General features: G+C 68.0%; 18 protein-coding genes. 12 read left to right on the top strand and 6 right to left on the bottom strand.

What is annotated here, in order from left to right:
• Positions 1-73: 73 nt before the first annotated feature.
• From OR37_RS10160 to OR37_RS10125, 8 genes are all read left to right on the top strand, one after another.
• Positions 74-3,436, top strand: coding sequence for a glycosyltransferase (locus tag OR37_RS10160; protein WP_004619229.1), 3,363 nt, complete (start codon positions 74-76; stop codon positions 3,434-3,436).
• 71 nt (positions 3,437-3,507) lie between these two features.
• A complete protein-coding gene (locus OR37_RS10155) occupies positions 3,508-5,124 on the top strand; it encodes an alpha/beta hydrolase (protein WP_004619227.1) in 1,617 nt (538 codons plus the stop codon).
• Between the two features lie 73 nt (positions 5,125-5,197).
• On the top strand, positions 5,198-5,653 hold the full coding sequence (locus OR37_RS21035) for an endonuclease domain-containing protein (RefSeq protein WP_419144092.1): 456 nt from the start codon (positions 5,198-5,200) through the stop codon (positions 5,651-5,653).
• A 238-nt stretch (positions 5,654-5,891) separates the two neighbouring features.
• Positions 5,892-7,091: an ADP-forming succinate--CoA ligase subunit beta gene (gene sucC, locus OR37_RS10145; protein ID WP_004619225.1), complete on the top strand. Its 1,200-nt coding sequence runs from the start codon at positions 5,892-5,894 to the stop codon at positions 7,089-7,091.
• The gene (gene sucD / locus OR37_RS10140; protein WP_004619223.1) at positions 7,092-7,976 is read left to right on the top strand and encodes a succinate--CoA ligase subunit alpha; all 885 of its coding nucleotides are present in this window, start codon (positions 7,092-7,094) and stop codon (positions 7,974-7,976) included.
• A 281-nt stretch (positions 7,977-8,257) separates the two neighbouring features.
• Positions 8,258-11,221, top strand: coding sequence for a 2-oxoglutarate dehydrogenase E1 component (locus OR37_RS10135; RefSeq protein ID WP_004619221.1), 2,964 nt, complete (start codon positions 8,258-8,260; stop codon positions 11,219-11,221).
• A gap of 59 nt (positions 11,222-11,280) precedes the next feature.
• Positions 11,281-12,498 (top strand): 2-oxoglutarate dehydrogenase complex dihydrolipoyllysine-residue succinyltransferase, encoded by a 1,218-nt coding sequence (gene odhB, locus OR37_RS10130; RefSeq protein WP_004619219.1) that lies wholly within the window; start codon positions 11,281-11,283, stop codon positions 12,496-12,498.
• A 97-nt stretch (positions 12,499-12,595) separates the two neighbouring features.
• Entirely contained in the window at positions 12,596-12,940 is a 345-nt protein-coding gene (locus tag OR37_RS10125; RefSeq protein ID WP_004619217.1) for a DUF3088 family protein, read from the top strand.
• A gap of 36 nt (positions 12,941-12,976) precedes the next feature.
• Here OR37_RS10125 and OR37_RS10120 read toward each other — a convergent pair whose 3' ends face one another.
• Positions 12,977-13,666 carry an AcvB/VirJ family lysyl-phosphatidylglycerol hydrolase gene (locus OR37_RS10120; protein WP_004619215.1) on the bottom strand — a complete coding sequence of 230 codons (690 nt, stop codon included), beginning with the start codon at positions 13,664-13,666 and terminating at the stop codon, positions 12,977-12,979.
• A 265-nt stretch (positions 13,667-13,931) separates the two neighbouring features.
• Between OR37_RS10120 and lpdA the strand changes: the two genes are divergently transcribed.
• Positions 13,932-15,332 (top strand): dihydrolipoyl dehydrogenase, encoded by a 1,401-nt coding sequence (gene lpdA, locus OR37_RS10115; protein ID WP_004619213.1) that lies wholly within the window; start codon positions 13,932-13,934, stop codon positions 15,330-15,332.
• 86 nt (positions 15,333-15,418) lie between these two features.
• Complete coding sequence (locus OR37_RS10110; RefSeq protein WP_004619211.1) at positions 15,419-15,775, top strand: hypothetical protein; 357 nt, start codon at positions 15,419-15,421, stop codon at positions 15,773-15,775.
• Between the two features lie 120 nt (positions 15,776-15,895).
• Here the strand turns inward: OR37_RS10110 and OR37_RS10105 are convergent, their stop codons facing one another.
• The 3 genes from OR37_RS10105 to OR37_RS10095 all read right to left on the bottom strand — a co-directional run bounded on the left by OR37_RS10105 (position 15,896) and on the right by OR37_RS10095 (position 19,820).
• Entirely contained in the window at positions 15,896-17,926 is a 2,031-nt protein-coding gene (locus OR37_RS10105; protein WP_004619209.1) for a methyl-accepting chemotaxis protein, read from the bottom strand.
• A 284-nt stretch (positions 17,927-18,210) separates the two neighbouring features.
• Positions 18,211-19,143 (bottom strand): tyrosine recombinase XerC, encoded by a 933-nt coding sequence (locus tag OR37_RS10100; protein WP_004619207.1) that lies wholly within the window; start codon positions 19,141-19,143, stop codon positions 18,211-18,213.
• Entirely contained in the window at positions 19,140-19,820 is a 681-nt protein-coding gene (locus OR37_RS10095) for a DUF484 family protein (RefSeq protein WP_004619205.1), read from the bottom strand. Before OR37_RS10095 ends, OR37_RS10100 begins: the two co-directional genes overlap by 4 nt.
• A 123-nt stretch (positions 19,821-19,943) precedes the next feature.
• Here OR37_RS10095 and OR37_RS10090 point away from each other — a divergent pair, with 123 nt between their 5' ends.
• Positions 19,944-22,103, top strand: coding sequence for a primosomal protein N' (locus OR37_RS10090; protein ID WP_035017219.1), 2,160 nt, complete (start codon positions 19,944-19,946; stop codon positions 22,101-22,103).
• A 7-nt stretch (positions 22,104-22,110) separates the two neighbouring features.
• Here the strand turns inward: OR37_RS10090 and OR37_RS10085 are convergent, their stop codons facing one another.
• Together OR37_RS10085 and OR37_RS10080 are read right to left on the bottom strand one after the other, a co-directional pair.
• On the bottom strand, positions 22,111-23,706 hold the full coding sequence (locus tag OR37_RS10085) for an MDR family MFS transporter (protein ID WP_004619201.1): 1,596 nt from the start codon (positions 23,704-23,706) through the stop codon (positions 22,111-22,113).
• Positions 23,707-23,938: 232 nt separating this feature from the next.
• A complete protein-coding gene (locus tag OR37_RS10080; protein WP_004619199.1) occupies positions 23,939-24,718 on the bottom strand; it encodes a TerC family protein in 780 nt (259 codons plus the stop codon).
• 132 nt (positions 24,719-24,850) lie between these two features.
• Between OR37_RS10080 and OR37_RS10075 the strand changes: the two genes are divergently transcribed.
• Complete coding sequence (locus tag OR37_RS10075; protein WP_004619197.1) at positions 24,851-25,948, top strand: acyltransferase family protein; 1,098 nt, start codon at positions 24,851-24,853, stop codon at positions 25,946-25,948.
• Positions 25,949-25,965 lie beyond the last annotated feature (17 nt).

The following is a 25,965-nucleotide window of genomic DNA, read 5'->3' as shown; positions in this document are numbered from 1 at the left end:
TTCCGAGCCTGTTCATCCGCTTCGAATGAGTCCATTTGAAGCGGAAAGGCTCCAGGCCGAGCGACTCCCGACCATGACTCCCGACGACCGCCATATCTTCCACGACCCCACGGGCAAGCGTGAGCGGCGCGCCAAGCTGGTGCTGGGCGTCTTCATCTCGGCCGTCGCCGCGATCGTGGCCGGCTTCGTCGCCACCCTGGCCTTCGCTCCGCGCCTGCCCGACGCGCCGCTGAAGGACCCTCATGTCCTGACGTCGCTGCACCAGGAGACGCCGCGAAAGACCAAGGTCGCCAAGACCTGGCGCCACGTGCCGCGGCCCAAGGACGAGACCACGGCCACCGGCGCCAAGGCGCTGTCGGTCGGCTTTTACGTGCCCTGGGACGAGGATAGCCGCGAGTCGCTGCGCCGCAACGTCGACAAGCTGGACGTGATCTCGCCCCAGTGGATCGCCATCAACGGTTCGGGCGGCGACATCAATATCGTCGACGACCCGGAAGGCGCGGCGCGCATCGCCAACGCGCCCAAGCCGCCGGCCGTGCTGCCGCTGGTCCACAACTCGGCCAACGCCGCGTTCAACGGGCCGATGGGCGACGCCCTGCTGGTCAATCCGGCCGCCCGGGCCAAGCTGATCGCCACCCTCAAGGACTTGGCCGCCCAGCGCGGCTACGGCGGTTATGTCTTCGACTTCGAAGCCCTGGGGCCCAAGGGCCTGGCCGCCTATCCGAAGTTCCTCGAGGAGGCCCGCGCCGCCTTCGCCGGCACCGACCGCGAGGTCTGGGTGACCGCGCCCTTCGACGAGGAGGGCTGGCCGCTGAAGCGTCTGGAGCAGGCGTCCGACACCCTGGTGCTGATGGCCTACGACCAGCACTACGCGCTGGGCGACCCCGGCCCGAACGCCGGTCAGGACTGGTACGAGCGCGAGCTGGCCCAGCGCTTCGCCTCGCTGGATCCGAACCGCTCGGTCCTGGCCCTGGGCGCCTATGGCTATGACTGGACGCTGAAGAAGGACGGCACGCGCGCGTCCGGCGCGCCCGCCACCTTCCACGAGGCGATGCGCAACGCCCAGGACGCCGGCGCCACGATCCGCATGGATCCGGAGACCCTGAATCCGACCTACAGCTATACCGACGACAATGGCGACAACCACGTCGTCTGGTTCTTGGACGCGGTCACCCTGTTCAACCAGATCAAGGTCACCGACGCCTGGAAGCCGCGCGGCTATGGCCTGTGGCGCATGGGCATGGAAGATCCCGGCGTCTGGACCCTGCTGGGCAAGCCCTATGGCCAGATCTCGGCGAGCGGTCTCACCACCCTGGCCAACGGCCAGGGCGTCGACTTCGACGGCGGCGGCGAGGTGCTGCGCGTGGCCTCGCTGCCCACCCCGGGCAAGCGCAGCATGGAGTTCGATCACCAGACCGGCCTGATCTCGGGCGAGAGCTACGACGTCATTCCGTCCAGCTACGTGATCGAGCGCTATGGCCAGAAGAAGGGCCTGGTCGCCCTGACCTTCGACGACGGCCCCGACGGCCGCTGGACGCCCAAGATCCTCGACATCCTGAAGGCCAAGCACGCCCCGGCCACGTTCTTCGTGATCGGCCAGAACATGCAAAGGCGCCCCGACCTCGTGCAGCGCGAGGTGGCCGAGGGCCACAATGTCGGCGGCCACAGCTGGACCCACCCCAACATCGCCGAAACGCCCCTGCCGCAGGTCCAGGTCGAGCTGAACGCCACCCAGCGCCTGTTCGAGGTGCTGACCGGGCGCTCGATGCGTCTGTTCCGCCCGCCGTTCTTCGGGGACGCCGAGCCGTCGACCCCGCACGAGGTGGCGCCGCTGGTGATCGCCCAGACCCTGGGCTACATGACCGTCGGCCTGCGGATCGATACCGACGACTGGCAAAAGCCCTCGCCCCAGCAGATCATCGACCGCGCGCTGGACCGGCTGGACAATCCCGGAAACCGGCCCGGCCAGGTCGTGCTGCTGCACGACGCGGGCGGCGATCGCAGCCATACGGTCCAGGCGCTGCCCGGCCTGATCGACGCCATCCGCGCGCGCGGCTACCGCCTGGTGACGATCGGCGAGCTGGCGGGCCTGACGCCCGAGCAGACCATGCCGAAGACCTCGCGCACCGCGCTCGACCTGGCGCTGGACCGCCTCGGCTTCGACTTCTTCCGCGGGTTCCAGAAGATCATGACGGGGCTGTTCATCACCGCGATCTTCCTGGGCGTCGCGCGGCTGGTGTTCCTGGCCAGCCTGGCCCTGGTCCACCGCTTCTGGACCCACGACGAGCCCGCCGATCTCGACCCGGACAACGGTCCGTTGGTCAGCGTGCTGATCCCCTGCTTCAACGAGGAGAAGGTGATCGCCGCCTCGGTGGCGCGGATCCTGGAGTCGAAGTGGAAGAACCTCGAGGTGCTGGTTCTGGACGACGGCTCCAAGGACCGCACGGCCGACGAGGTGCGCGCCCACTTCGCCAACGATCCGCGCGTGACGCTGCTGTCGTTCGAGAACGGCGGCAAGGCGCGGGCCGTGAACCGCGGCCTGGCCGTGGCCAAGGGCGAGTACGTCGTGGCCCTGGACGCCGACACCCTGTTCCCCCCGGAAACCATCGGCCGCCTGGCCCGCTGGTTCCAGGACGAGGACATCGGCGCGGTGGCCGGCAACGCCATCGTCGGCAATCGGGTCAATGTCGTCACCCGCTGGCAGGCGCTGGAATATGTCACCGCCCAGAACCTGGAGCGTCGGGCGCTGGCGGCGCTCGGCGCGGTCACCGTGGTGCCGGGCGCCGTGGGCGCGTGGCGCAAGAGCGTGCTCGACGCCCTGGGCGGCTATCCGGCCGACACCCTGGCCGAGGACCAGGATCTGACCATCGCCTGCCAGCGCGCCGGCTGGAAGGTGGCCTTCGACCCCGACGCCCGCGCCTATACCGAGGCGCCGGACACGGTCGGCGGCCTTCTGAAGCAACGCTTCCGCTGGTCGTTCGGCACGCTGCAGTGCGTGTGGAAGCACCGCAAGGCGATGTTCAACACCAAGACGCCGGTCCTGGGCTTCGTGGCCCTGCCGCAGATCTGGCTGTTCCAGATCATCCTCGCCGTTGCCGCGCCGCTGGTCGATCTGGGCGTGGTCTGGAGTCTGATCAGCAGCGTCTACGCCGCCGTCGCCCACCCGGTGGAGTGGCGTCCGGACGACCTGATCCTGGGCCTGATCTACTGGGCGGTGTTCATCGGCGTCGACCTGTCGGCCGGCGCTCTGGGCATGATCCTGGAAAAGCGCGCGCCGTGGTCGGACCTGCCGTTCCTGCCCGTGCAGCGGTTCGGCTATCGCCAGCTGATGTACTACGTGGTCGTCAAGTCGGTGGTCATGGCCATCCGGGGCGGCCGGGTCGGCTGGGGCAAGCTGGAGCGTCGCGGCTCTGTCTCGGTGAAGGCCGGCGGATAACCGCGTTCCGCCGGGGCTTGCCTCCGGACCGGCGTGCGATAGCCTGCCTCTGATTTCGGGGGAGGGCGAATATGCGAGGAATGATCGCGGCGACGGCGCTGCTGGCGGCTTGCGGCTTGGCGCTGGGCGGCGGCGCCGCTCGGGCCGAGGACGCCCATCCGATCCTGAGGGTTCAGGTCGGGCCCCGGATCGAGGGCGCCGTGTCGGGGCGCCTGCTGGTTTTCGCCCAGCCGCTGGCCACGGCGAAGGCCGACGCCAAGGGCGGCGTCATCGAGTCCGTCGACGTCGATCCGTTCGCGGAGCACAAGGGCCACGTCTCGGCGCGCGAGGTCGGAACGGTCCGGGCCGGCGCGACCATCGACATCGACCTGGACGGGATCGCCGCGCCGCAAGCCTTCTCGCGACTGCCGCCGGGCGAGTACGCGATCCAGGCCGTGCTCGATCAGAACCACAGTTACAACTACAACGGCCGGGGCGAGGGCGACCTGATCAGCTCCGTCGCGACCCTGACCCTGCCCCTGGCGGCGGGAACGACGCTGGTGCTGGACAAGGTCGAGCCGGCTTTCGATCCCTTCAATCCGCCGGCCGACGCGCCCAAGGGGACGGCGGAACGCGTCGCGGCGGCCAGGCCCCATCTGACGGCGATCGACTTCGTCAGCCCGTCGCTCAGCGCCTTCTGGGGACGGCCGATCACCATGAAGGGCTGGGTCCTGACCCCGCCGGGCTACGAGTCCGGCCAGGATCGCTATCCGACGGCCTATTACACGCATGGCTTTGGCGGGACGGCGCCCTACCTCGTCGGCCAGGCCGCGCGCATGTACGAGGCGATGGCCAAGAAGACGGCCCCGCCGATGATCTGGGTCTATCTGGACGAGAGCAGCGCCACCGGCACGCACGAGTTCGCCGACAGCGTCAACAACGGCCCCTGGGGCCAGGCCCTGACGCAAGAGCTGATCCCCGACCTCGAAAAGCATTGGCGCATGGACGCCACGGTCAATGGACGGTTCCTGAACGGCCACTCGTCGGGCGGCTGGGCGACGCTGTGGCTGCAGACCCGCTATCCAAAGGTGTTCGGCGGAACCTGGTCGACCTCGCCCGACCCCAGCGACTTCCACGACTTCACGGGCGTCGACCTCTACGCGCCGGGGGCCAATCTCTATTTTGGCCGCGACGGTTCGGCCCTGCCGATCGCCCGCGACCACGCCAAGGTCCTGGCGACGATGCGCGACTCCACCGCCATGGAGGAGGCCCTGGGCGAGTATGGCGGCCAGATGCGCTCGTTCGACTGGGTGTTCTCGCCGCGCGGACCCGACGGCCGGCCGCTGCCGATGTTCGACCGGGCGACCGGCGCGGTCGATCCCGCCGTCGTGGCCTACTGGAGCCAGCACTACGACATCGCGGCCAGGCTCAAGGCCAACTGGCCGGCGCTGAAGCCGGATCTGGACGGCAAGGTGCATCTGATCGTCGGAACCGCCGACACCTTCTATCTGGACGGCGCGGCCCATCGCCTGGAGGCCGTCATGAAGGGGCTCGGGGCCAAGACCGACTTCCGCTACCTGGCGGACAAGACCCACTTCGACCTCTATGCCGTCGGCGACGACCGCCAGGCGCTGATGCGCCAGATCGCCTGGGAAATGTACGCCGTCGCCCGGCCGGGCTCGAAACCGCCCGCGCCAGCCGGGCCGTGAGCCGCTTGATGCGCCAAGCACGGGGCAATTTAATATCAACTAAAGGTTGCTTTATTGTCTCCCTTCCCCTTTGATGGGGAAGGGTTGGGGATGGGGTGACAGCATGTCCGAAAGAGCCCCAAGACCTAGGCACGCACCGGGCGCCGTCAAGCGCGCTCGCCGTCTTCGCAATGCGATGACCGTCAGCGAGAAGGTTCTCTGGAAGGCCCTTCGCGCACTCGATCTTCATATCCGTCGCCAAGCGCCGATCGGACCCTACGTCGCCGACTTTGTGCATCACGGCGCACGTTTGGTTATCGAAGTCGATAGCGGTTGGCACGACCATCCCGAGGCTCGGCGTCACGATGCCGAGCGCGATGCTTGGCTTGTGAGCCAAGGCTATCGGGTCTTACGCGTTCGCGATGGAGAAGCGTTCGGCAACCCTTACGCCGTGGCCGAGCGTGTCGCGGCGGAAATTCAGCGTCACCCCATCCCAACCCTTCCCCATCAAGGGGAAGGGCTCTGGCGGCGCGCCGAGCCTCGACGGTAGGCGTGATTTCCGCCACGGGCCGATCGCTGTCCGGTGGCTCAAAAGGGTTACCGGTAACAATTCCGTGGCGTCAAAGGCTTCACGTGCCGGAACCGTGCAGATGCTGGGTCTGGGTGTCTCGTTGGACAAGATAAGCGCGCAAGCCTTCACCTTATCGTCTTCACGCGGTTGCGCCTGCGAAATAGCGCTCCTATAACCCGGCCACATTTCAGAAAGCCGTCGTCGAGACCGGGCCCTCATGAACATCCACGAACATCAAGCCAAAGCCGTACTCGCCGAGTTCGGCGCCCCCGTGCCGCGCGGCTTCGCCGCCTTCACGCCCGATGAAGCCGCCGCCGCCGCCGAGAAGCTCGGCACGCCGGTCTTCGTCGTGAAGAGCCAGATACACGCCGGTGGTCGCGGCAAGGGCAAGTTCGAGGGCCTCGGCCCCGACGCCAAGGGCGGCGTCCGCGTCGTCAAGTCGGTCGAAGAGGTCCGCGCCAACGCCGAGGAAATGCTCGGCCGCGTGCTGGTGACCCACCAGACGGGCCCCAAGGGCAAGCAGGTCAACCGCCTCTACATCGAAGAAGGCGCGGCGATCGCCAAGGAATTCTACCTGTCGCTGCTGGTCGACCGCGCCTCGAGCAAGGTCTCGGTCGTCGCCTCGACCGAAGGCGGCATGGACATCGAGGACGTCGCCCACTCGACGCCCGAGAAGATCCACACCTTCACCATCGACCCGGCGACGGGCGTGTGGCCGACCCACCAGCGCGCCCTGGCCAAGGCTCTCGGCCTGACCGGCGGTCTGGCCAAGGAAGCCGCCTCGCTGCTGACCCAGCTCTATACGGCGTTCATGGCCAAGGACATGGCCATGCTGGAGATCAACCCGCTGATCGTGACGGCGGATGATCACCTGCGCGTCCTCGACGCCAAGCTGTCGTTCGACGGCAACAGCCTGTTCCGTCATCCGGACATCAAGGCGCTGCGCGACGAGACCGAGGAAGACCCCAAGGAAATCGAAGCCAGCAAGTACGACCTGGCCTACATCGCCCTGGACGGCGAAATCGGCTGCATGGTCAACGGCGCCGGCCTGGCCATGGCCACCATGGACATCATCAAGCTGTACGGCGCCGAGCCGGCCAACTTCCTCGATGTCGGCGGCGGCGCTTCGAAGGAGAAGGTCACCGCGGCCTTCAAGATCATCACCGCCGATCCGGCCGTGAAGGGCATCCTGGTCAACATCTTCGGCGGCATCATGCGCTGCGACATCATCGCGGAAGGCGTCATCGCCGCCGTGAAGGAAGTCGGTCTGAAGGTTCCGCTGGTCGTCCGTCTGGAAGGCACCAACGTCGAACTCGGCAAGAAAATCATCTCGGAAAGCGGCCTGAACGTCATCGCCGCCAACGATCTGTCTGACGGCGCCGAGAAGATCGTCGCCGCTGTGAAGGGCGCCCGCTAAATGTCGGTTCTGATCGGTTCCCACACCAAGGTCATCTGCCAGGGCATCACCGGCGCTCAAGGCACGTTCCACACCGAGCAGGCCATCGCCTACGGCACCCAGATGGTCGGCGGCGTCACGCCGGGCAAGGGCGGCCAGACGCACATCGGCCTGCCGGTGTTCGACACCGTCGCCGAAGCCAAGGACCGCACCGGCGCCGACGCCTCGGTGATCTACGTCCCGCCGCCCTTCGCGGCCGACTCGATCCTGGAGGCCATCGAGGCCGAGATCCCGCTGATCGTCTGCATCACCGAGGGCATCCCGGTGCTGGACATGGTCAAGGTCAAGAAGGCCCTGCAAGGCTCCAAGTCGCGCCTGATCGGCCCGAACTGCCCCGGCGTCCTGACGCCGAACCAGTGCAAGATCGGCATCATGCCGGGCTCGATCTTCTCGGAAGGCTCGGTCGGCGTCGTGTCGCGCTCGGGCACCCTGACCTATGAAGCCGTGTTCCAGACCACCAACGCGGGCCTGGGCCAGACGACGGCCGTCGGCATCGGCGGCGACCCGGTCAAGGGCACCGAGTTCATCGACGTCCTGGAAATGTTCCTGGCCGACGAAGCCACCAAGTCGATCGTCATGATCGGCGAGATCGGCGGCTCGGCCGAAGAGGACGCGGCTCAGTTCCTGAAGGACGAAGCCAAGCGCGGCCGCAAGAAGCCGATGGTCGGCTTCATCGCCGGCCGCACGGCGCCTCCCGGCCGCCACATGGGCCACGCCGGCGCCATCGTCTCGGGCGGCAAGGGCGGCGCCGAGGACAAGATCGCGGCCATGGAGAGCGCGGGCATCCGCGTCTCGCCGTCGCCGGCCAAGCTGGGCGAAACCCTGCTGGAAGTCCTCAAGGGCTAAACTAGACACCGAAACCCCGCCTCGCGCGGGGCCCAGGTTTTTTGCGACCGCCAGTCGACGATCCGAAAAAATCACCTGGGCCCCGCCGATCGACGGGCGCTCGGGTGATTGAGAGACTATATTTACGAGCCTTGGGTATGGGCTCGTGAACCTTTGGATCGAGAGCGTGGCGGTCGAACGTGGAAGCCGGTTTCGGCGACCGCCACACTCTCCTCAAAAAGAACGAGCCTGTTATCCTTTTCGGATGGGTCCGAAACGATCAGGCTTTGAGGCGAACAGCGATGGCGGACGACGCAGGCATTATCAACCAGGTCTTGACCGAGACCAGCTTCCTCTACGGCGCCAACGCCGCGTTCGTGGAAGACCTCTACGCCCAGTGGGCGGAGAACCCCGGGTCGGTCGAGCCCTCGTGGAACGCCTTCTTCTCCAGTCTCGCCGAGCAGGCCGACCAGGTTAAGCGCGCCGCCCAGGATCCCGCCTGGACGCCCCGCAAGGTCCCGACCGCGCGTCCGGATTGGCTGTCGGCCCTGGACGGTCAATGGGCCAGCGTCGCCCCCGCCGTCGAGGCCAAGGTCGCCAAGGCCATCGAGACCAAGGCTCCCGGCGCCAACGCCGAGGCCGTCCGCGCCGCCACGCTGGACAGCCTGCGCGCCATCATGATGATCCGCGCCTATCGGATGCGCGGGCACCTGGCCGCCAATCTCGATCCGCTGGGCCTGGATCCGCCCAAGGACGCCAGCGAGCTGGACCCGGCCAGCTACGGCTTCTCGGAAGCCGACTATGACCGCCCGATCTTCCTCGACTTCGTGCTGGGTCTAGAGACCTCCACGATCCGCGAGATCCTGTCGATCCTGCGCCGCACCTACTGCGGCAATGTCGGTGTGCAGTACATGCACATCTCCGACCCGGCCGAGAAGGCCTGGCTGCAGGAGCGGATCGAGGGCCGCGACAAGGAAATCACCTTCTCCAAGGAGGGCAAGGTCGCCATCCTGAAGAAGCTGATCGAGGCCGAGGGCTTCGAGAAGTTCCTGCACAAGCGCTTCCCCGGCACCAAGCGCTTCGGCCTGGACGGCGGCGAGGCCATGGTCCCGGCCATGGAGCAGATCATCAAGCGCGGCGGCGCCCTGGGCGTGAAGGACATCGTCCTGGGGATGCCGCACCGCGGCCGCCTGAACGTGCTGGCCGCCGTGATGGGCAAGCCCTACCACGTGATCTTCCACGAGTTCCAAGGCGGTTCGTCGGTGCCGTCCGACGTCGAGGGCTCGGGCGACGTGAAGTATCACATGGGCGCCTCGTCGGACCGTGAGTTCGACGACAACAAGGTCCACCTGTCGCTGACGGCGAACCCGTCGCACCTGGAAATCGTCAATCCGGTCGTGATCGGCAAGGCGCGCGCCAAGCAGGCCTTCCTGCTGCGCGAAACGCCGGACGCGGGGCGCGGCCACGTGCTGCCGCTGCTGCTGCACGGCGACGCCGCCTTCGCCGGCCAGGGCGTCGTGGCCGAGTGCTTCACCCTGTCGGGCCTGAAGGGCTACCGCACGGGCGGCACCATCCACTTCATCGTCAACAACCAGATCGGCTTCACCACCAGCCCGCGCTATTCGCGCAGCTCGCCCTATCCCAGCGACATGGCGCTGATGGTCGAGGCCCCGATCTTCCACGTCAACGGCGACGACCCCGAGGCAGTGGTGTTCGCCTCGAAGGTGGCCACCGAGTATCGCCAGAAGTTCGGCAAGGACGTGGTGGTCGACATGGTCTGCTACCGTCGCTTCGGCCACAACGAAGGCGACGATCCGACCATGACGTCGCCGCTGATGTACGCGAAGATCAAGGGTCACCCCCCGACGCGCGAACTCTATTCGAACCGCCTGGTCGCCGAGGGCGTCATCACCCAGGCCGAGAGCGATGGCTGGGTTTCGGAGTTCGAGAAGTTCCTCGACGCCGAGTTCGAGGCCGGCAAGACCTACAAGGCTAACAAGGCCGACTGGCTGGACGGCAAGTGGGCGGGCCTGACCCTGCCGGGCGACGAGGACCGTCGCGGCAAGACCGCGTTCCCCAAGACCCGCCTGCTGGAGCTGGGCCGTCTGATCACGACGATCCCCGAGCGCATCGACGCCCACAAGACCGTCCGCCGCGCGATCGAGAACCGCCGCGACGCGTTCGAAAAGGGCGAGGGCATCGACTGGGGCGCCGCCGAACACCTGGCCTTCGCCACCCTGCTCGACGAAGGCTATCCGGTCCGCCTGTCGGGCCAGGATTCGGTGCGCGGCACCTTCACCCAGCGCCACTCGGACATCATCGACCAGAAGACCGAGGAACACTACACGCCGCTGAACAATATCCGCCCGGGCCAGGCCAATTACGAGGTCATCGACTCGGCGCTGTCGGAAGAGGCGGTGCTGGGCTTCGAGTACGGCTTCTCGCTGGCCGACCCGAACACCCTGACCCTGTGGGAAGGCCAGTTCGGCGACTTCGTGAACGGCGCCCAGGTGGTGATCGACCAGTTCATCAGCTCGGGCGAACGCAAGTGGCTGCGGATGAGCGGCCTCGTCATGCTGCTGCCGCACGGCTACGAAGGCCAGGGTCCGGAACACAGCTCGGCGCGCCTCGAGCGCTTCCTGCAGCTGTGCGCCGAGGACAATATGCAGGTGCTGAACTGCACCACCCCGGCCAACTACTTCCACGCCCTGCGTCGCCAGATGCACCGCGAGTTCCGCAAGCCGCTGATCGTGATGGCGCCCAAGAGCCTGCTGCGCCACAAGCGCGCCGTCTCGAACCTCTCGGACTTCACGGAAGGATCGGGCTTCCACCGCGTGATGGTGGACGGCGCCGAGGCCGGCTGCGACGTCGGCGGGATCACGCTGAAGAGCGACGATCAGATCAAGCGCGTCATCATCTGCTCGGGCAAGGTCTATTTCGACCTGGTCGACCAGCGCGCCAAGACCGGCCGCGACGACGTCTATCTGCTGCGTCTGGAGCAGTTCTATCCGTGGCCGATGAAGTCGCTGATGAACGTGCTCAACCGGTTCAAGAACGCCGACCTGGTCTGGTGCCAGGAAGAGCCGAAGAACATGGGCGGCTGGACCTTCGTCGATCCGTGGCTGGAGCTGACGCTGGACAAGCTGGACATCAAGGCCAAGCGCGGGCGCTACGTCGGTCGTCCGGCCTCGGCCTCGACGGCCGCCGGCCTGATGAGCCGCCACCTGAAAGAGCTCGAGACCTTCCTCAACGAGGCCTTCGCGTAAGCGTCGCGCCTCGCCCCTAAGAAACCCGCCGGACGAAACAAGAGAACTCGGAAAGCCCCATGGCCGACATCAATACCCCCGCCCTCGGCGAATCCGTCACGGAAGCGACGGTCGCCCGCTGGACCAAGAAGGTCGGGGAGGCCGTGAAGAAGGACGAGATCCTCGTCGAGCTGGAAACCGACAAGGTTTCGCTGGAAGTCGCCTCGCCGGCGGACGGCGTGCTGTCGGCCATCGGCGCGGCCGAAGGCGCGACGGTCGTTCCGGGCACGGTCCTGGGCGTGGTGAGCGAAGGCGCGACCGCCGCCGCCGCTCCCGCCGCTCCGGCCCCCAAGGCTGAAGCGCCGAAGCCGGCTCCGGCGCCGGCCGCCGCTCCGGCCCCCGTCGCCGCCGCTCCCGCCGCCGCGCCGGTCAGCCCGGCCCCGGCCCGCATCGCCGCCGAGACCGGCCTCGACCTCTCGAAGGTCGCCGGCACCGGCAAGGACGGCCGCGTGACCAAGGGCGACGCTCTTGCCGCCTTGGAAGCCCGCGCCTCGGCGCCGGCCCCGGCCGCCGCGCCTTCGGCGCCGCGCGCCCTGCACGAGCGCGAGGAGCGCGTGAAGATGACGCGCCTGCGTCAGACGATCGCCCGCCGCCTGAAGGAAGCCCAGAACACCGCCGCCATGCTGACGACCTTCAACGAGGTCGATATGAGCGCCGTGATGGCCCTGCGCGCTCAGTACAAGGACATCTTCGAAAAGCAGCACGGCGTGAAGCTGGGCTTCATGTCGTTCTTCACCAAGGCCGTCGTGGCCGCGCTGAAGGCGATCCCGGACGTCAACGCCGAGATCGACGGTCAGGACCTGATCTACAAGAACCACTATGACATCGGCGTCGCCGTCGGCACCGACAAGGGCCTGGTGGTTCCGGTCGTCCGTGACGCCGACGCGCTGAACCTGGCCCAGATCGAAAAGACCATCGGCGACCTCGGCAAGCGCGCCCGCAACGGCCAGCTGGGCATCGAGGACATGCAGGGCGGCACCTTCACGATCACCAACGGCGGCATCTACGGCTCGCTGATGTCGACCCCGATCCTGAACGCGCCGCAGTCGGGCATTCTGGGGATGCACGCCATCAAGGAACGTCCGATGGTCATCAACGGCAAGATCGAGATCCGCCCGATGATGTACCTGGCTCTGTCCTACGATCACCGCGTCGTCGACGGCCAGGGCGCCGTGACCTTCCTGGTCAAGGTCAAGGAAGCCATCGAAGACCCGCAGCGCCTGCTGCTGGAACTCTAGGAAGACCCCGAGAAGCCCGCCCGACCGGCGGGCTTCTTTGCATTCGCGGCCCCGGCGTTCTACGTCGGGGCCGTTCGCATTTCTGGGATCCCGCGCAATGGCCAAGGACACGCTCTATCTGCTGCAGCCGCATTTCGAGAAGGACGGCGCCGAGCGCTTCTGTCCCGACTGCGCGATGATGGAGGGGTATCTCGCGACCTATCCCGCGCTGCGCGAGGCGGTGGACATCGTTTATGTCGACTACGGCCGCCCGCGCGCGGCCCTGGTCGCGCGCCTGGGCGAGGACCATCAGAACGCCCCGACCCTGATCCTGGCGGCGGCCGGGCCGGACGCGGGTCCGCATGGCGAGATCCAGTCGGCCAACGGCCTTTCCTTCCTGACCGATGCTCGCCCGATCACCCGCTGGCTGGCGGCGCGCCACGGCCTGGCGGCGCCGCTATAGGCGTGCGCGGAACTCGCGCGTTTCGGCGCATCCAACCTAACGGCTGGCCCTCAGCACGGCCTCGCCCAAGGTCGCGTAGTCGCGGTTGAAGTGGTGGTCGCCCTTCAGGCGGATCTTGGCGATGCGGGCGTCGGGCAGGCTGGCGCAGATGTCGGCCCGTTCGCGATCGCCGTAGACGCAGGTGATCTTCACGCCCGTCAGCGCTTCGAGCGCCGGGCGGACCCGGAAAGTGTCGGGCGTCGGGATGTTGAGCCAGCTGGTCGGATGGAACCGCAGCGCGCCGTGCGAGCCGGTTCCGATCAGGATCACCCGACTGACCCGGCTTCGCGCGTCGGCGGGCAGGCGCGGCACGATGGCGGGCAGGGCGCCGGCGCCGAACGAATAGCCGATCAGCACCACGTTCGGACGGTTCCAGCGGTCGCCATAGTCGCGCAAGGCCTCGGCCAGATCCTGGGCCGCGCCGTCGGCCGAGCGCCGGGTGCTGAAATAGCTCAGCGAATTGACGCCCAGCGTCGGCACGCCGTTGTCGGCCAGGTATCGGGACACGCCCTGGTCCAGGGCCGCCCAGCCGCCGTCGCCCGAATAGAACACCGCCAGGGTGTCGCCGGCCTTGTCGCTGGCCACCGGAATCTGGTGGCGCGAGGCCGGCGCGGACGCGGCGTCGGCCGCTGGCGGGATCAGGGCCAGGATCGCGAGGGCGGCGGCGAGTCGGTCGCGGGCGGTCATGCCCCCAGGACGCCATCGTCCGATGACATTTCCGACGCGGCGGGATGTCAGCCCCGTGACGCATCGGCGCCGCCAGCAGGAAAGGGATGCCGCTATGGACAGCGCATTTCCCTTGATTTTCAAGGGCGCGGGCGCCGAAAGCGGGTTCCGTTTTGCGTCACTTGCCTCTAAGGAACACGCGCCTCCAGAGGTCTGACAATATGGCCGGCGAGGCCCCATATTCTGTCCGGCGCCGCTTCCGGCGCGTCCTGAAGGCGAAAGACCCATGGCTCAGTACGACGTCGTCATCATCGGCGGTGGTCCCGGCGGCTACAACGCGGCGATCCGCGCCGGCCAGCTGGGCCTGAAGACCGCGATCGTCGAAGGTCGTGGCAAGCTGGGCGGCACCTGCCTGAACGTCGGCTGCATGCCGTCGAAGGCTCTGCTGCACGCCTCGGAGCTTTACGCCGCCGCGACGGGGCCGGAATTCGCCAAGCTGGGCATCGAGGTCAAGCCGAAGCTGAACCTCGCGCAAATGATGGCTCAGAAGGCCGAGAGCGTCGAAGCCCTGACCAAGGGCGTCGAGTTCCTGATGAAGAAGAACAAGGTCGACTACGTGAAGGGCTGGGGCCGCATCGACGGCGTCGGCAAGGTCGTGGTCAAGGCCGAGGACGGCGCGGAAACCGTTCTGGAAACCAAGAACATCGTGATCGCCACCGGCTCGGAGCCGACCCCGCTGCCGGGCGTGACAATCGACAACAAGCGCATCGTCGACTCCACCGGCGCCCTGTCGCTGCCGGAAGTGCCCAAGCACCTGGTGGTCGTCGGCGCCGGCGTGATCGGCCTGGAACTGGGCTCGGTCTGGAAGCGCCTCGGCGCCGAGGTCACCGTGGTCGAGTTCCTGGACCGCATCCTGCCGGGCACCGACACCGAGGTGGCCAACGCCTTCCAGAAGATCCTGACCAAGCAGGGCTTCAAGTTCTCGCTGGGCGCCAAGGTCACGGGCGCGACGGCCTCGGCCAAGGGCGTGAAGCTGACGCACGAGCCGGTCGCCGGCGGCGAAGCCTCGACCATCGAGGCCGACTACGTGCTGGTCGCCATCGGCCGTCGTCCGTACACCCAAGGCCTGGGCCTGGAAACGGTCGGCATCACGCCGGACAAGCGCGGCATGATCGCCAACGATCATTACAAGACCGGCGTCGACGGCGTCTGGGTCATCGGCGACGTGACCTCGGGGCCGATGCTGGCCCACAAGGCCGAGGACGAGGCCGTGGCCTGCATCGAGCTGATCGCGGGCAAGGCCGGCCACGTGAACTACGACATCATTCCGGGCGTCGTTTACACCAGCCCCGAAGTCGCCACGGTCGGCAAGACCGAGGACGACCTGAAGGCCGCGGGCGTCGCCTACAAGGTCGGCAAGTTCCCGTTCCTGGCCAACAGCCGCGCCAAGATCAACCATGAGGGCGACGGCTTCGTGAAGGTGCTGGCCGACGCCAAGACCGACCGCATCCTGGGCGTTCACATGGTCGGTCCGAACGTCGGCGACATGATCGCCGAGTACTGCGTGGCCATGGAGTTCGGCGGCGCCTCGGAAGACGTGGCCCGCACCTGCCACCCGCACCCGACCCGCTCGGAAGCCCTGCGCCAGGCGGCCATGGGCGTCGAAGGCTGGACGATGCAGGCCTGATCCCGCGTAACGACGTTTCGCAATATGTGATGATCGCGTCCGACAATCGGGCGTAGAGTGGCGGGGTTCCCACACGGAGCCCCGCCATGCTTTTGTCCGCCCTAGCTCTCGCCGCCGCCCTGGAGTCTCAGCCTTTGGCGGCGCCTCATCACAAGCGCCCCGCCGATCCCCCCGCGACCACTGTGGTCGGCGCGAAGGAATACAAAGCCTTGATAACGCGACTGGACCATCTGGCGCGGTGCGGCCAGTACGGTGTTCAGCAGGCTCAAGATGCGGCGCCCGAGCGCGCGCCGACGGTCAAACCGCTGGCCAGCTCCGAAGGCAGGGCCAAGCGGCTGGGCGACCTGCCGCCGGCGCATGGGGAGTGGGCGGTGGCGCGCATGGTCGATGGGTGTCCGGTCGCCACGCCAATCGCGACGCTTCCGAGGAAAGTCGAGCGCTAAGACGCATCCTCCGGGCGACCGTCGATCACGAAAAAGGCCCCGCCCAGGAAGGCGAGGCCAAGGTGTTTCGGGGGGAGAATGCCCCGCCGCTGGCGGGGCGCGGTTACGCGCACTGAACCTTTAGAATTCCTCCCAGTCGTCGCTGACGGGCGGGGCGGCGCCGACGGCCTGGGCGAGCTTGGCCTGGACGGCGGCGACCGGGTTGGCGCCGGGACGGCTGGCCGCGCTGGCCAGGGCCGGCGCCTTGGGCGCGATCGAAGTCTGCGCCTTGGGCGCGATCGGAGCCGGAGCCGGCTTGCGGACGGGCGCCGGCGACGCGGCGCGAGGGCTGGCGGCGCGGCTGGCCGTGGACGACCCGTTGACGACGCCCGCCACGCGGAAGCGGCCGATCATCCGCATCAGGTTTTCCACCTCGCCGCGGAGGGCGTGCGAGGCGGCGGTGGACTGCTCGACCATGGCCGCGTTCTGCTGAACGGTCTGGTCCATCTGGTTGACGGCCGCGTTGACCTGGTTGAGCCCGGTGGACTGTTCCTGGCTGGAGGCGGCGATTTCCGAGACCAGGCCGTCGATTTCGCCGACCTTCTCGACGATGACCCGCAGCGCCTCGCCGGTCTGGCCGACCATGGCGACGCCCTGACCGACCTGCTGGCTGGAGGTCGAGATCAGTGTCTTGATCTCCTTGGCGGCCTCGGCCGAGCGCTGGGCCAGGGCGCGGACCTCCTGGGCCACGACCGCGAACCCGCGGCCGGCCTCGCCGGCGCGGGCGGCCTCGACGCCGGCGTTCAGGGCCAGCAGGTTGGTCTGGAAGGCGATCTCGTCGATCACCCCGATGATCTGGCTGATCGACTGCGAGGACTTCTCGATCTGGTTCATCGCCTCGATCGCGTCGCGGACCACCAGGCTGGAGCGCTGGGCGTCCGCGCGGGTCGAGCCCACCACCGAGCTGGCCTCGTTGGCCCCGGCCGACGAGCGCTTGACCGTGGCGGTGATCTCGTCCAGCGCGGCGGCGGTTTCCTCCAGGCTGGCGGCCTGCTGCTCGCTGCGACGCGACAGGTCGTCGGCCGCCGTGGTGATCTCGTCGGAGCCTGCGCCGATGCTGTTGGCGGCGTGGACGATGGTCTTCATCGCCTCTTCCATCTGGCCGATGGCGCCGTTGAAGTCGGTCTGCAGGCGCTTGTAGGCCTCGGGGAAGGTCTGGTCGACGCGGTAGGTCAGGTCGCCCTCCGCCAAGCGGCTCAGGCCAGCCGCGATGGCTTCCATGACCATGGCCTGCTCGCGAGTGGCGGCTTCGGCGAGCTCCTGGTTGCGACGACGCTCGGCCTCGGTCTCGGCGGCGGCGCGGGCGTGGGCGGCCTCGGCGGCGCGCAGGGCCACGGCGTTGTCCTTGAAGACCTGGACCGAGCGGGCCATCGTCCCGACCTCGTCCTTGCGCTCGCCGCCCTTGACCTCGACGTCGATGGAGCCCTGGGCCAGGGTTTCCATGGTCTTTGACGTGGCCAGCAGCGGGGCGGCGATCTTGCGATTGCCGATCCACAGCGCGAAGCCCAGGGCGCCGCCAGCGGCGATCAGGGCCGCTATCAGCGCCGTGAACGACGTGGTCTGGGCGCGCGCGATGGCGGCCTTCGCCATCGCCTGGGTGGCTTCGTTGTGGCTGGTGGTGAAGGCGTTGATGTCCTTGGTCAGCGCGACGATTTCGGGATCGACGGTCGCCAGGATCGCCATGGCCGGTTCGTCGGCGTCCTGCAGACCCATGTCCGCCCCGCCTCGGGCGCTGTCATAGATCTTGTCGACGCGATGGCCGAACGCCTCGGCCTTCGCCTTGGCGGATGGATCGTATTGGGCGATCAGACCCAACTGCTTTCGGGCTTCCTTGTAAGCCTGATCCAGATCCTGGCTGGCGTGCTGGGCTTGGGCGGATTGGCCCTTGTAGGCCACGACGCGATAGGCGGCGTAGCCGATCGTCTGCAGGCGCCGATTGAGCCGCGCCGACGCGAGCTCGGTGGGGGCGCGGCTTTCCACCAGCGTTCTAGTGTCCTGTTCGGCGCGTCGTTCCTGCCAGGCGCCGACGCCGGCGATGGCCAGGGCGACCACCGTCAGCACCACGGCGGGCAACGCGACCTTTGTCGAAATCCTCAGATCATCGAACGTCATGAAAGTCTCTCGAAGCGGGCGCTTTGAACGCTGCCTTTCCGAGGTAAAAACCTATGTTCGGCGTGAAAGACCAGTTAACCGACTCTATGTCGGACCGGTTCGCGACCGTATGTCGCACGATTTCAAGTCGTGTTCGCTTCCTCTGTGTCTCAACGATAGTATTCGTCGAAACTCAATTTCGGTCCTATTGGATCGGTCTGTCTCTTATGGCGCGGATGACCTAGCGGAAGGCGCGGCGAGGCGGCGAGAGATTGGGGCTCGGCGATTCCAGGCGGAGGCGCGCCTCAAGCCTTCGGGTGCGCCGCCTGATAGGCCGCCAGCAGGCCCGCCGCGTCGACCTGGGTGTAGCGCTGGGTCGTCGACAGCGAGGCGTGGCCCAGCAGGTCCTGGATGGCCCGCAGATCCGCCCCCGCTCCCAGCAGATGGGTGGCGAAGGCGTGGCGGAAGGCGTGCGGCGTCACCCGGTCCGACAGGCCCAGGCGTCCGCGCAGGGTCTGGACCAGACCCTGGACATGGCGGGGCGACAGCGGCCCGCCGCGCTTGGCGCGAAACAGCGGCTCGTCGGGCCCCAGCGCGAAGGGCAACTCGTCCAGATAGGCGTCGATGGCGGTCTTGACGGCGTCCAGCACCGGCACGATCCGGGTCTTGCCGCCCTTGCCGGTGATGCGCAGCGCGGCGGCCAGGGGCGCGTCGCGCCGGATCAGCGACAGGGCCTCGCTGATCCGCAGGCCGCAGCCCCACAGCAGGGTCAGCACCGCCTCGTCGCGCGCGGTTTCCCAGGGCTCGCGCTCGGTGTCCTCGGCCGCCTCGGTGATCAGGTCGCGGGCCTGGTCCTCCGAGACGGGACGCGGCAGGCCGACCTTTAGGCGCGGTCCTCGCACCAGGTCGACGGCGGCGTTGGCCACGCCGTGGCGCAGGTCGAGAAAGCGATGGAAGGCCCGGATCGACGACAGCGCCTGGCTGATCGAGCGCGGCGCCAGGGCGTCGTCGCCCTGACGGCGGAAGGCCAGGTAGCCGCGCAGGTCGGCGGCGGTGATTTCGCTCATCGCCGCCAGGGTCAGGGCTTCGCCGCGATGCCGTTCCAGAAAGTTCAGATAGGCCAGGACATTGTCGCCATAGGCGCGCACGGTGCGCGGCGAGGCCCGGCGTTCCAGCGTCAGATAGGCCAGCCAGGCGGTCAGGGCCTGGCGCGCGCTCCCGACGCCGGGCGTCGTCACAGGACGGGCCAGCGCTCGGCCGTGCGCTCGACCACGCGGCCCAGGAAGTTGACCAGCTCGGTGCCCATGTCGGGGGTGAAGCCTTCGGGGTCCTTGGAGCCGAAGGCCAGCAGGGCCTCGCGGCGCGGCTCCCAGATCGCCAGGCGGACCAGGGCCATGCTGCGGATCGTCTCGGCCTTGTCGCCGAACAGCGGCAGGGCCGGGGCGAAGAAGCCCATGCGGGCGATCGGCGCCTCGCCGAGGGTCATGTCCACCTGGCCCGGGGCCAGCACGCCCCAGCCGGCCGGAACCCGCGACGGACCTTCCAGCGCCAGCATCCCGGCGGCCAGGCCGAAGCGCAGCTGGGACATCTCGTCGACGCGGCGCGCCAGGTCGGAATGATTGCGGGCGTCCAGCAGGTCGATCACCGCCGCGTGGGTCTGGGCCTGGGCCGAATAGTTGGCGCGGGCGTTGTCCTCGATCGCCTGGCGGACGCTGGCCTCGCGCCGGTGCGCGGCGGCCGCGCGGGCCAGGGCCGCAGGACCGAAGTCGATGACGTTGCCGCCGTCGATCTTCAGGCCCAGCTCGCCCAGCAAGGTCTCGTCCTGGCGCAGGAATTCCGGTTCCGTGCGCAGGAAATCGCGCACGCTGTCAGGATCCACGACCGTCGTCCTGGTCGCTCGCGTCGCGTCGCTCATCGCCGTCCCCACCGTCTAGACTCAACATGGCGATGAAGCGGCAAGTCGGTTAACGCCGGCTTGATGAGCTTGACCACGGACCATCTCGACCTGGGGACGGTTTGGCGGCAAAAGCATGTCGCCATGCCGCGTATCGCCTCCGTTCTGCTGCCCATGCCGTTGCCGGAGGCCTTCGACTACGCCGAGCCGGAGGGGCTGGCCTTGAGCGTCGGCGACCATGTGGCCGTGCCGCTGGGGCCGCGGGTCATCCGGGGCGTGGTGACCGCGCTGCGCGACGGAACCGGCGGCAATCGACCGCTGAAGGCGATCCAGGGCCGGCTCGACGACCCGCCGCTGCCGCCGGGCGTGCTGACCTTCGTCGAATGGGCGGCGCGCTATTCGGTCGACCTGCCCGGCTGGCCGCTGGCCATGGCCCTGCGCGGCCTGCGCCATCCGCCGCCCAAGCCCGACAAGGTGCTGGTCCTGACCGGCGCCCAGCCCGCGCGCATGACGCCGGCGCGGCTGAAGGTGCTGGCCGCCGCCGAGGGCGTGAAGCTGTCCGGCGCGGCGCTGGCCTCGGCCGCCGGCGTCTCGGCCGGCGTGGTCAAGGGTCTGGTCGACGAGGGCGTGCTGGCCGTCGACTTCGTGGAGCCCGATCGCGGCCTGCCCCAGCCGGACCTGTCGCTGCCGCCGCGCGCGCTCAATCCGGGCCAGGCGGCCTGTGTCGAGACGCTGACCGGGATGCTGGACGCCGGCGGCTTCCAGGCGGCCTTGCTGGACGGGGTCACCGGCTCGGGCAAGACCGAGGTCTATCTGGAGACCGTCGCCGCCGCCTTGAAGGACCCCGACGCCCAGGTCCTGGTCCTGCTGCCCGAGATCGCCTTGACCCAGGCGGTGCTGGCCCGCTTCGAGCAGCGGTTCGGCGCCCTGCCGGCCGAGTGGCACTCGGGCGTCGCGCCGCCCCGCCGCCGCCAGGTGTGGGAGGGCGTGGCCAGCGGCAACGCCCGCATCGTGGTCGGGGCCCGCTCGGCCCTGTTCCTGCCATTCCGCAAGCTGCGGCTGGTCGTGGTCGACGAGGAGCACGATAGCTCGTTCAAGCAGGAAGAGGGCTTCATCTACCAGGCCCGCGACCTGGCCGTGGCCCGCGCCAAGATCGAGGGGGCCAGCGTGCTCCTGGCCTCGGCCACCCCGTCGCTGGAAAGCCTCTTCAACGCCCAGGCCGGACGCTACAGGTGGCTGCGGCTGTCGGCCCGCCACGGCGCGGCCCAGCTGCCCGACATAGACCTGATCGACATGCGCCAGACGCCGCCGGAGCCCGGCCGCTGGCTGTCGCCGCCGCTGATCAAGGCCATGGCCGTGACGCTCCAGAGGGGCGAGCAGGCCATGCTGTTCCTGAACCGGCGGGGCTACGCGCCGCTGGTGCTGTGCAAGGCCTGCGGCGAGAAGATGAAGTCGCCCGACACCGACAGCTGGCTGGTCGAGCACCGCTACACCGGGCGTCTGGTCTGCCACCTGACCGGCTTTTCGATGAAGAAGCCCGAGGCCTGCCCGCATTGCGGGGCCAAGGACTCGCTGGTCTCGATCGGCCCGGGCGTCGAGCGGGTCGAGGAGGAGGCGCGGCACATCTTCCCCGACGCCCGGGTGGCGGTGTTCTCGTCCGACACGGTGATGGACGCCGAGGGGGCCAAGGCGCTGGTCGCCAGCATGGCGGCGGGCGAGATCGACATCCTGGTCGCCACCCAGGCGGCGGCCAAGGGCCACAACTTTCCGAACCTGACGCTGGTGGGCGTGGTCGACGCCGACCTCAGCTTGCGCGGCGGCGATCTGCGGGCCGGCGAGCGGACCTTCCAACTCTTGGCCCAGGCCGCCGGTCGGGCGGGACGCCACGAAAAGCCGGGCCGGGCGCTGCTGCAAACCTACGCGCCGGAGCACGCGGTGATGCGGGCCCTGGCCGCCCAGGATCGCGACGCCTTCGTCGAGGCCGAGATGGCCATGCGTCAGGACGCGGGCCTGCCGCCGTTCGGACGCCTGGCGGCGGTGATCGCCTCGGGACCGGATGGCGAGGCGCTGGAGGCCTATGTCCAGGCCCTGGCGGCGGTGATCCCCAACGCCGAGGGGGTCGAGGTGTTCGGCCCCGCCGACGCGCCGCTGGCCCTGGTGCGCGGCCGCCGCCGCAAGCGGTTCCTGGTCAGGGCCGAGCGCAATGTCGACCTGCAGGGTTTCCTGGCCGCCTGGCGAGCGCGGGCCAAGGTCCCGAACTCGGTGCGGGTGGTGATCGACGTGGACCCGTATAGCTTCCTTTGAGGGCCTGTCAGTTGGTTGGCTCGTCCTTGGCCAGGGTCGCGGCGGGCTGAGGCTGACGTGAGCGCAGCGGCAGGGCGGGGATCAGGAGGATCGTCGCCAGGGCCAGGAAGACGACGACCAGCGCCGCCTGCATGACGCCGCTGACCGCGTGGACCAGGGCGTCGCGCAGGGCCGGATCGGCGTGCGCGGCCTGGCCATGGGCGGCGGCGGTGATGGCCATGCCTTCCAGCTTGGCCAGGTCCAGGCCGCCGCCGGGCAGGCTGGCCAGGCGGGCGGTCAGCAGGGCCCCGGCCAGGGCGGCCCCGACGGTCGAGCCGATCTGGCGGAAGAACTGGTTGGAACTGGTGGCGACGCCGATGTCGCGTGGGTCCACCGCGTTCTGGGTGGCGATGTTGAACAGGCTCTGGCCTGGTCCCAGGCCCAGTCCGACCAAGGCCAACAGTCCGCACAGCAGGCCCAGGTGGTGGATCCGCGACAGGTCGCGCAGCAGGAACACGCCGACCAGCAGCAAAACGACGCCGCCGATCATGAACGGCTTGTACCGGCCGGTCCGGGTGACCAGCTGGCCGGCGATCGTGCTGCCGACGATCAGTCCGGCCATCAGGGGCAGCATGGTCATGCCGCTGACGGTGGCCGGCACGCCTCGCCCCAGCTGCAGGAACAGCGGCAGGAACATCACCACGCCCATGAAGGCGCTGGAGACCAGGAAGCCGGCCAGGTTCGAGGTGGTGAAGACCTTGTTGCGGAACAGGTGCATCGGCAGGATCGGGTTGGAAACCTTGGTCTCGGCGATCACGAAGGCGACCAGCGACACCGCCGCCAGGCCGAACAGGCCAAGGCTCTGGGGCGAGCTCCAGGCGAAGCTGTGGCCGGCCAGGCTCAGGCCCAGCAGCAGCGGCACGAAGGTCGCGATCAGCAGGGCCGCGCCCAAGACGTCGATCTTGCCGGCCCGGCGATGCTCCAGCGGCGGCATCTTGACGATGACCATGAACAGCGAGAGCAGGCTGAGCGGCAGGTTGACGTAGAACACCCAGCGCCAGCCGGCGATGGCGTGGGCCCCGAACCGGACCGTGCCGTGGTCGGTGAAGTAGCCGCCGATGATCGGCCCCAGCACGCTGGCCAGGCCGAACACCGAGCCGAAGATGCCGGCGAACTTACCCCGCTCGCGCGGCGGATAGAGGTCGGCGATGATCGCGAAGGCGGTGGTGAACAGGGCGCCGCCGCCGATCCCTTGCAGGGCGCGGAACACGATCAGCTGCACCATGCCCGGCATGCCGAGCAGATCGCCGAACTCGCCCGACAGGCCCGACAGCCACGAGCCGGCCAGGAAGATCGATATGCCGGTGATCAGCACCGGCTTGCGGCCGAAGATGTCGCCCAGCTTGCCCCAGATCGGCACCATCACCGTCGAGGTCAGCAGATAGGCCGTGGTCACCCAGGAATAGAGGTTCAGACCGTTCAGCTCGGCGATGATCCGCGGCATGGCGGTCGAGACGATGGTCTGGTCCAGCGCGCTGAGCAGGAACACGATCATCAGCGCCGCCAGGGTCAGGCGGCGCTCGGCGTCGGAGAAGGCCTGGGGGGCGAAGGTCTGGGTGGTCATCGGAGCCTTGGACGCGTGACAGCCGGGGCGAGCCGACTACCACGCCCCCAAGGCGGGAAGTAGGGGGGATGTTGCGGCGTCGTCGCTGGGGCGCGCCCCGGCTTTCGGCGGGCTCGGGCCAGAGCATTTTCCGATAAGTGTGAAACGGTTATCGGATCGAAAAATGCTCTAAACTTTTGATTTCGAGCCCTTTTTATCCGATCTGATTGGATCAATCAGATCGGAAAGGGCTCTAGCCGCCCTTGCGCTTGCGGGCCAACATGTTGAGCCCCTCGACGCCCGCCGAGAAGGCCATGGCGGTGTAGATGTAGCCCTTGGGGACGTGGGCGCCGAACCCCTCGGCGATCAGCACCGTGCCGATCATCAGCAGGAAGCCCAGGGCCAGCATGACCACGGTCGGGTTCTTGTTGATGAAGTCGGCCAGCGGGTCGCTGGCCAGCAGCATGGCGACCACGGCGATGATCACGGCGGCGATCATGATCGGCAGGTGGTCGGTCATGCCGACGGCGGTCAGGATCGAGTCGATCGAGAACACCAGGTCCAGCAGGATGATCTGGAAGATCGCCGAGCCGACGTTGGAGATCACCGCGCCGGTCTTGCTGGGTTCGGTCGGCGTGTCCTCGTGCGCGGGATCAACATTGTGGTGGATCTCCTTGGTCGCCTTCCAGATCAGGAAGACGCCGCCGGCGATCAGGATCAGGTCGCGCCACGAGAAGGCGGTCTCGAAGCTGGGCTCGCCGTGGGCGCCCAGCGGTCCGGCGATGCCGAGGTCGAAGACCGGAGCGGTCAGGCCGACGATGAAGGCGATGGTCGACAGCAGGGCCAGGCGCATGATCAGCGCCAGCGAGATGCCGATGCGCCGCACCTTCTGGCGATGCTCGGCCGGCAGGCGGTTCGAGAGGATCGAAATGAAGACCAGATTGTCGATCCCGAGGACGACTTCCATCACCACCAGGGTCACCAAGGCGGCCCAGGCGGCCGGGTCGGCGACGAGGCTAAGGAGTTCGTTCATGGGTCCTCTCTAGGATCATCGGCTGGGTCGCCGTCTCGCGTATGCGTACATGTTATATAGCGAGATAGGCGCGTAACGCTGTCTTTCCACCCCTGGGGGGAAGGAAAACCGTATCCTTGGGGAGCGCCCGCCATGCCCGACGCCGCCAATATCAAGCCCCTGACGGCCTTCCGGTTCTTCGCGGCCCTCTGGGTGGTGCTGTACCACTACTGGCCGAAGCTGGACGTCGGTTTCGTTCCGGCGATCGCGGCCAAGGGCTATCTGGGCGTCGAGGCCTTCTTCATCCTCTCCGGCTTCATTCTCTGCCACGTCTATCTGCGCGGCTTCGGCGAGGGGCGGTTCCAGTATGGCGACTTCCTGTGGAACCGGCTGGCGCGGGTCTATCCGTTGCATCTGGCCACGCTGGTCGGGATCGGCGCCATGGCGATCGTCGCGACGATCGCGGGGCTGAGGGTCGATCCGAACATTCTGTCCTGGCCGTCGCTGCCGGCCAATCTGCTGCTGGTCCACGCCTGGGGCTTCGCGCCGACGGCCGGGTGGAACCATGCTTCCTGGTCGATTTCGGCCGAGTGGTTCGCCTATCTGGCCTTCCCGGTCTTCGCCTTCGCCGCCTGGCGTCTGCGCGAGCGGCCCGTGGCGGCGGTGCTGGGCGCCCTGGCGTTGATCGCCGGCCTCTATCCCGCCTTCGAGGCGCTCGCCGGCTTCCCGCTGACCGCCGCGACCATCCAGTGGGGCGCCCTGCGCATCGTGCCCTGCTTCGCCTATGGCTGCGCGCTGCATGCCCTGTGGCGTTCGGAGCGATTCCCGGGGCGACTCAGTGGCCCAGGCGCCGCTTTCCTAGGCGCCGCCGTGCTCGCCGCCGTGCAGTTTGGGGCCCCGGATCGAGTCATAATCATGCTGCTAGGCGGCCTTATTTTCATGCTCGCGACCCTCGCCGCGACCGGTTTCAGCTTTGCTGGACAGTCAGTATTCGTCTATCTCGGAGAGATCAGCTATTCGACCTACATGATCTGCATCCCGTGGAAGATCCTGGCGATCAATGCCACGGCGAAGCTTATCAATATCGATAGCGAGAGGCTTCCGCTCGTGATCTGGGCATTGATTGTCCTGTCGCTGATCCCACTTTCGGCCGCCTCGTTCCATGTCTTGGAAAATCCGTGCCGGGAGAAAATGAAATCCTGGGCCAAGCGCTGGAAACAGCGCCGTTTCGCGACGGTGGGTGCGACATAAACACTCTTTTCACCAGT

It is taken from the genome of Caulobacter vibrioides OR37, assembly GCF_000372645.1.
In the GTDB taxonomy this organism is placed as follows: domain Bacteria; phylum Pseudomonadota; class Alphaproteobacteria; order Caulobacterales; family Caulobacteraceae; genus Caulobacter; species Caulobacter vibrioides_E.
The sequence above is the reverse complement of the archived record's forward strand: the minus strand, read 5'-3'. Positions and strand labels throughout refer to the sequence as shown.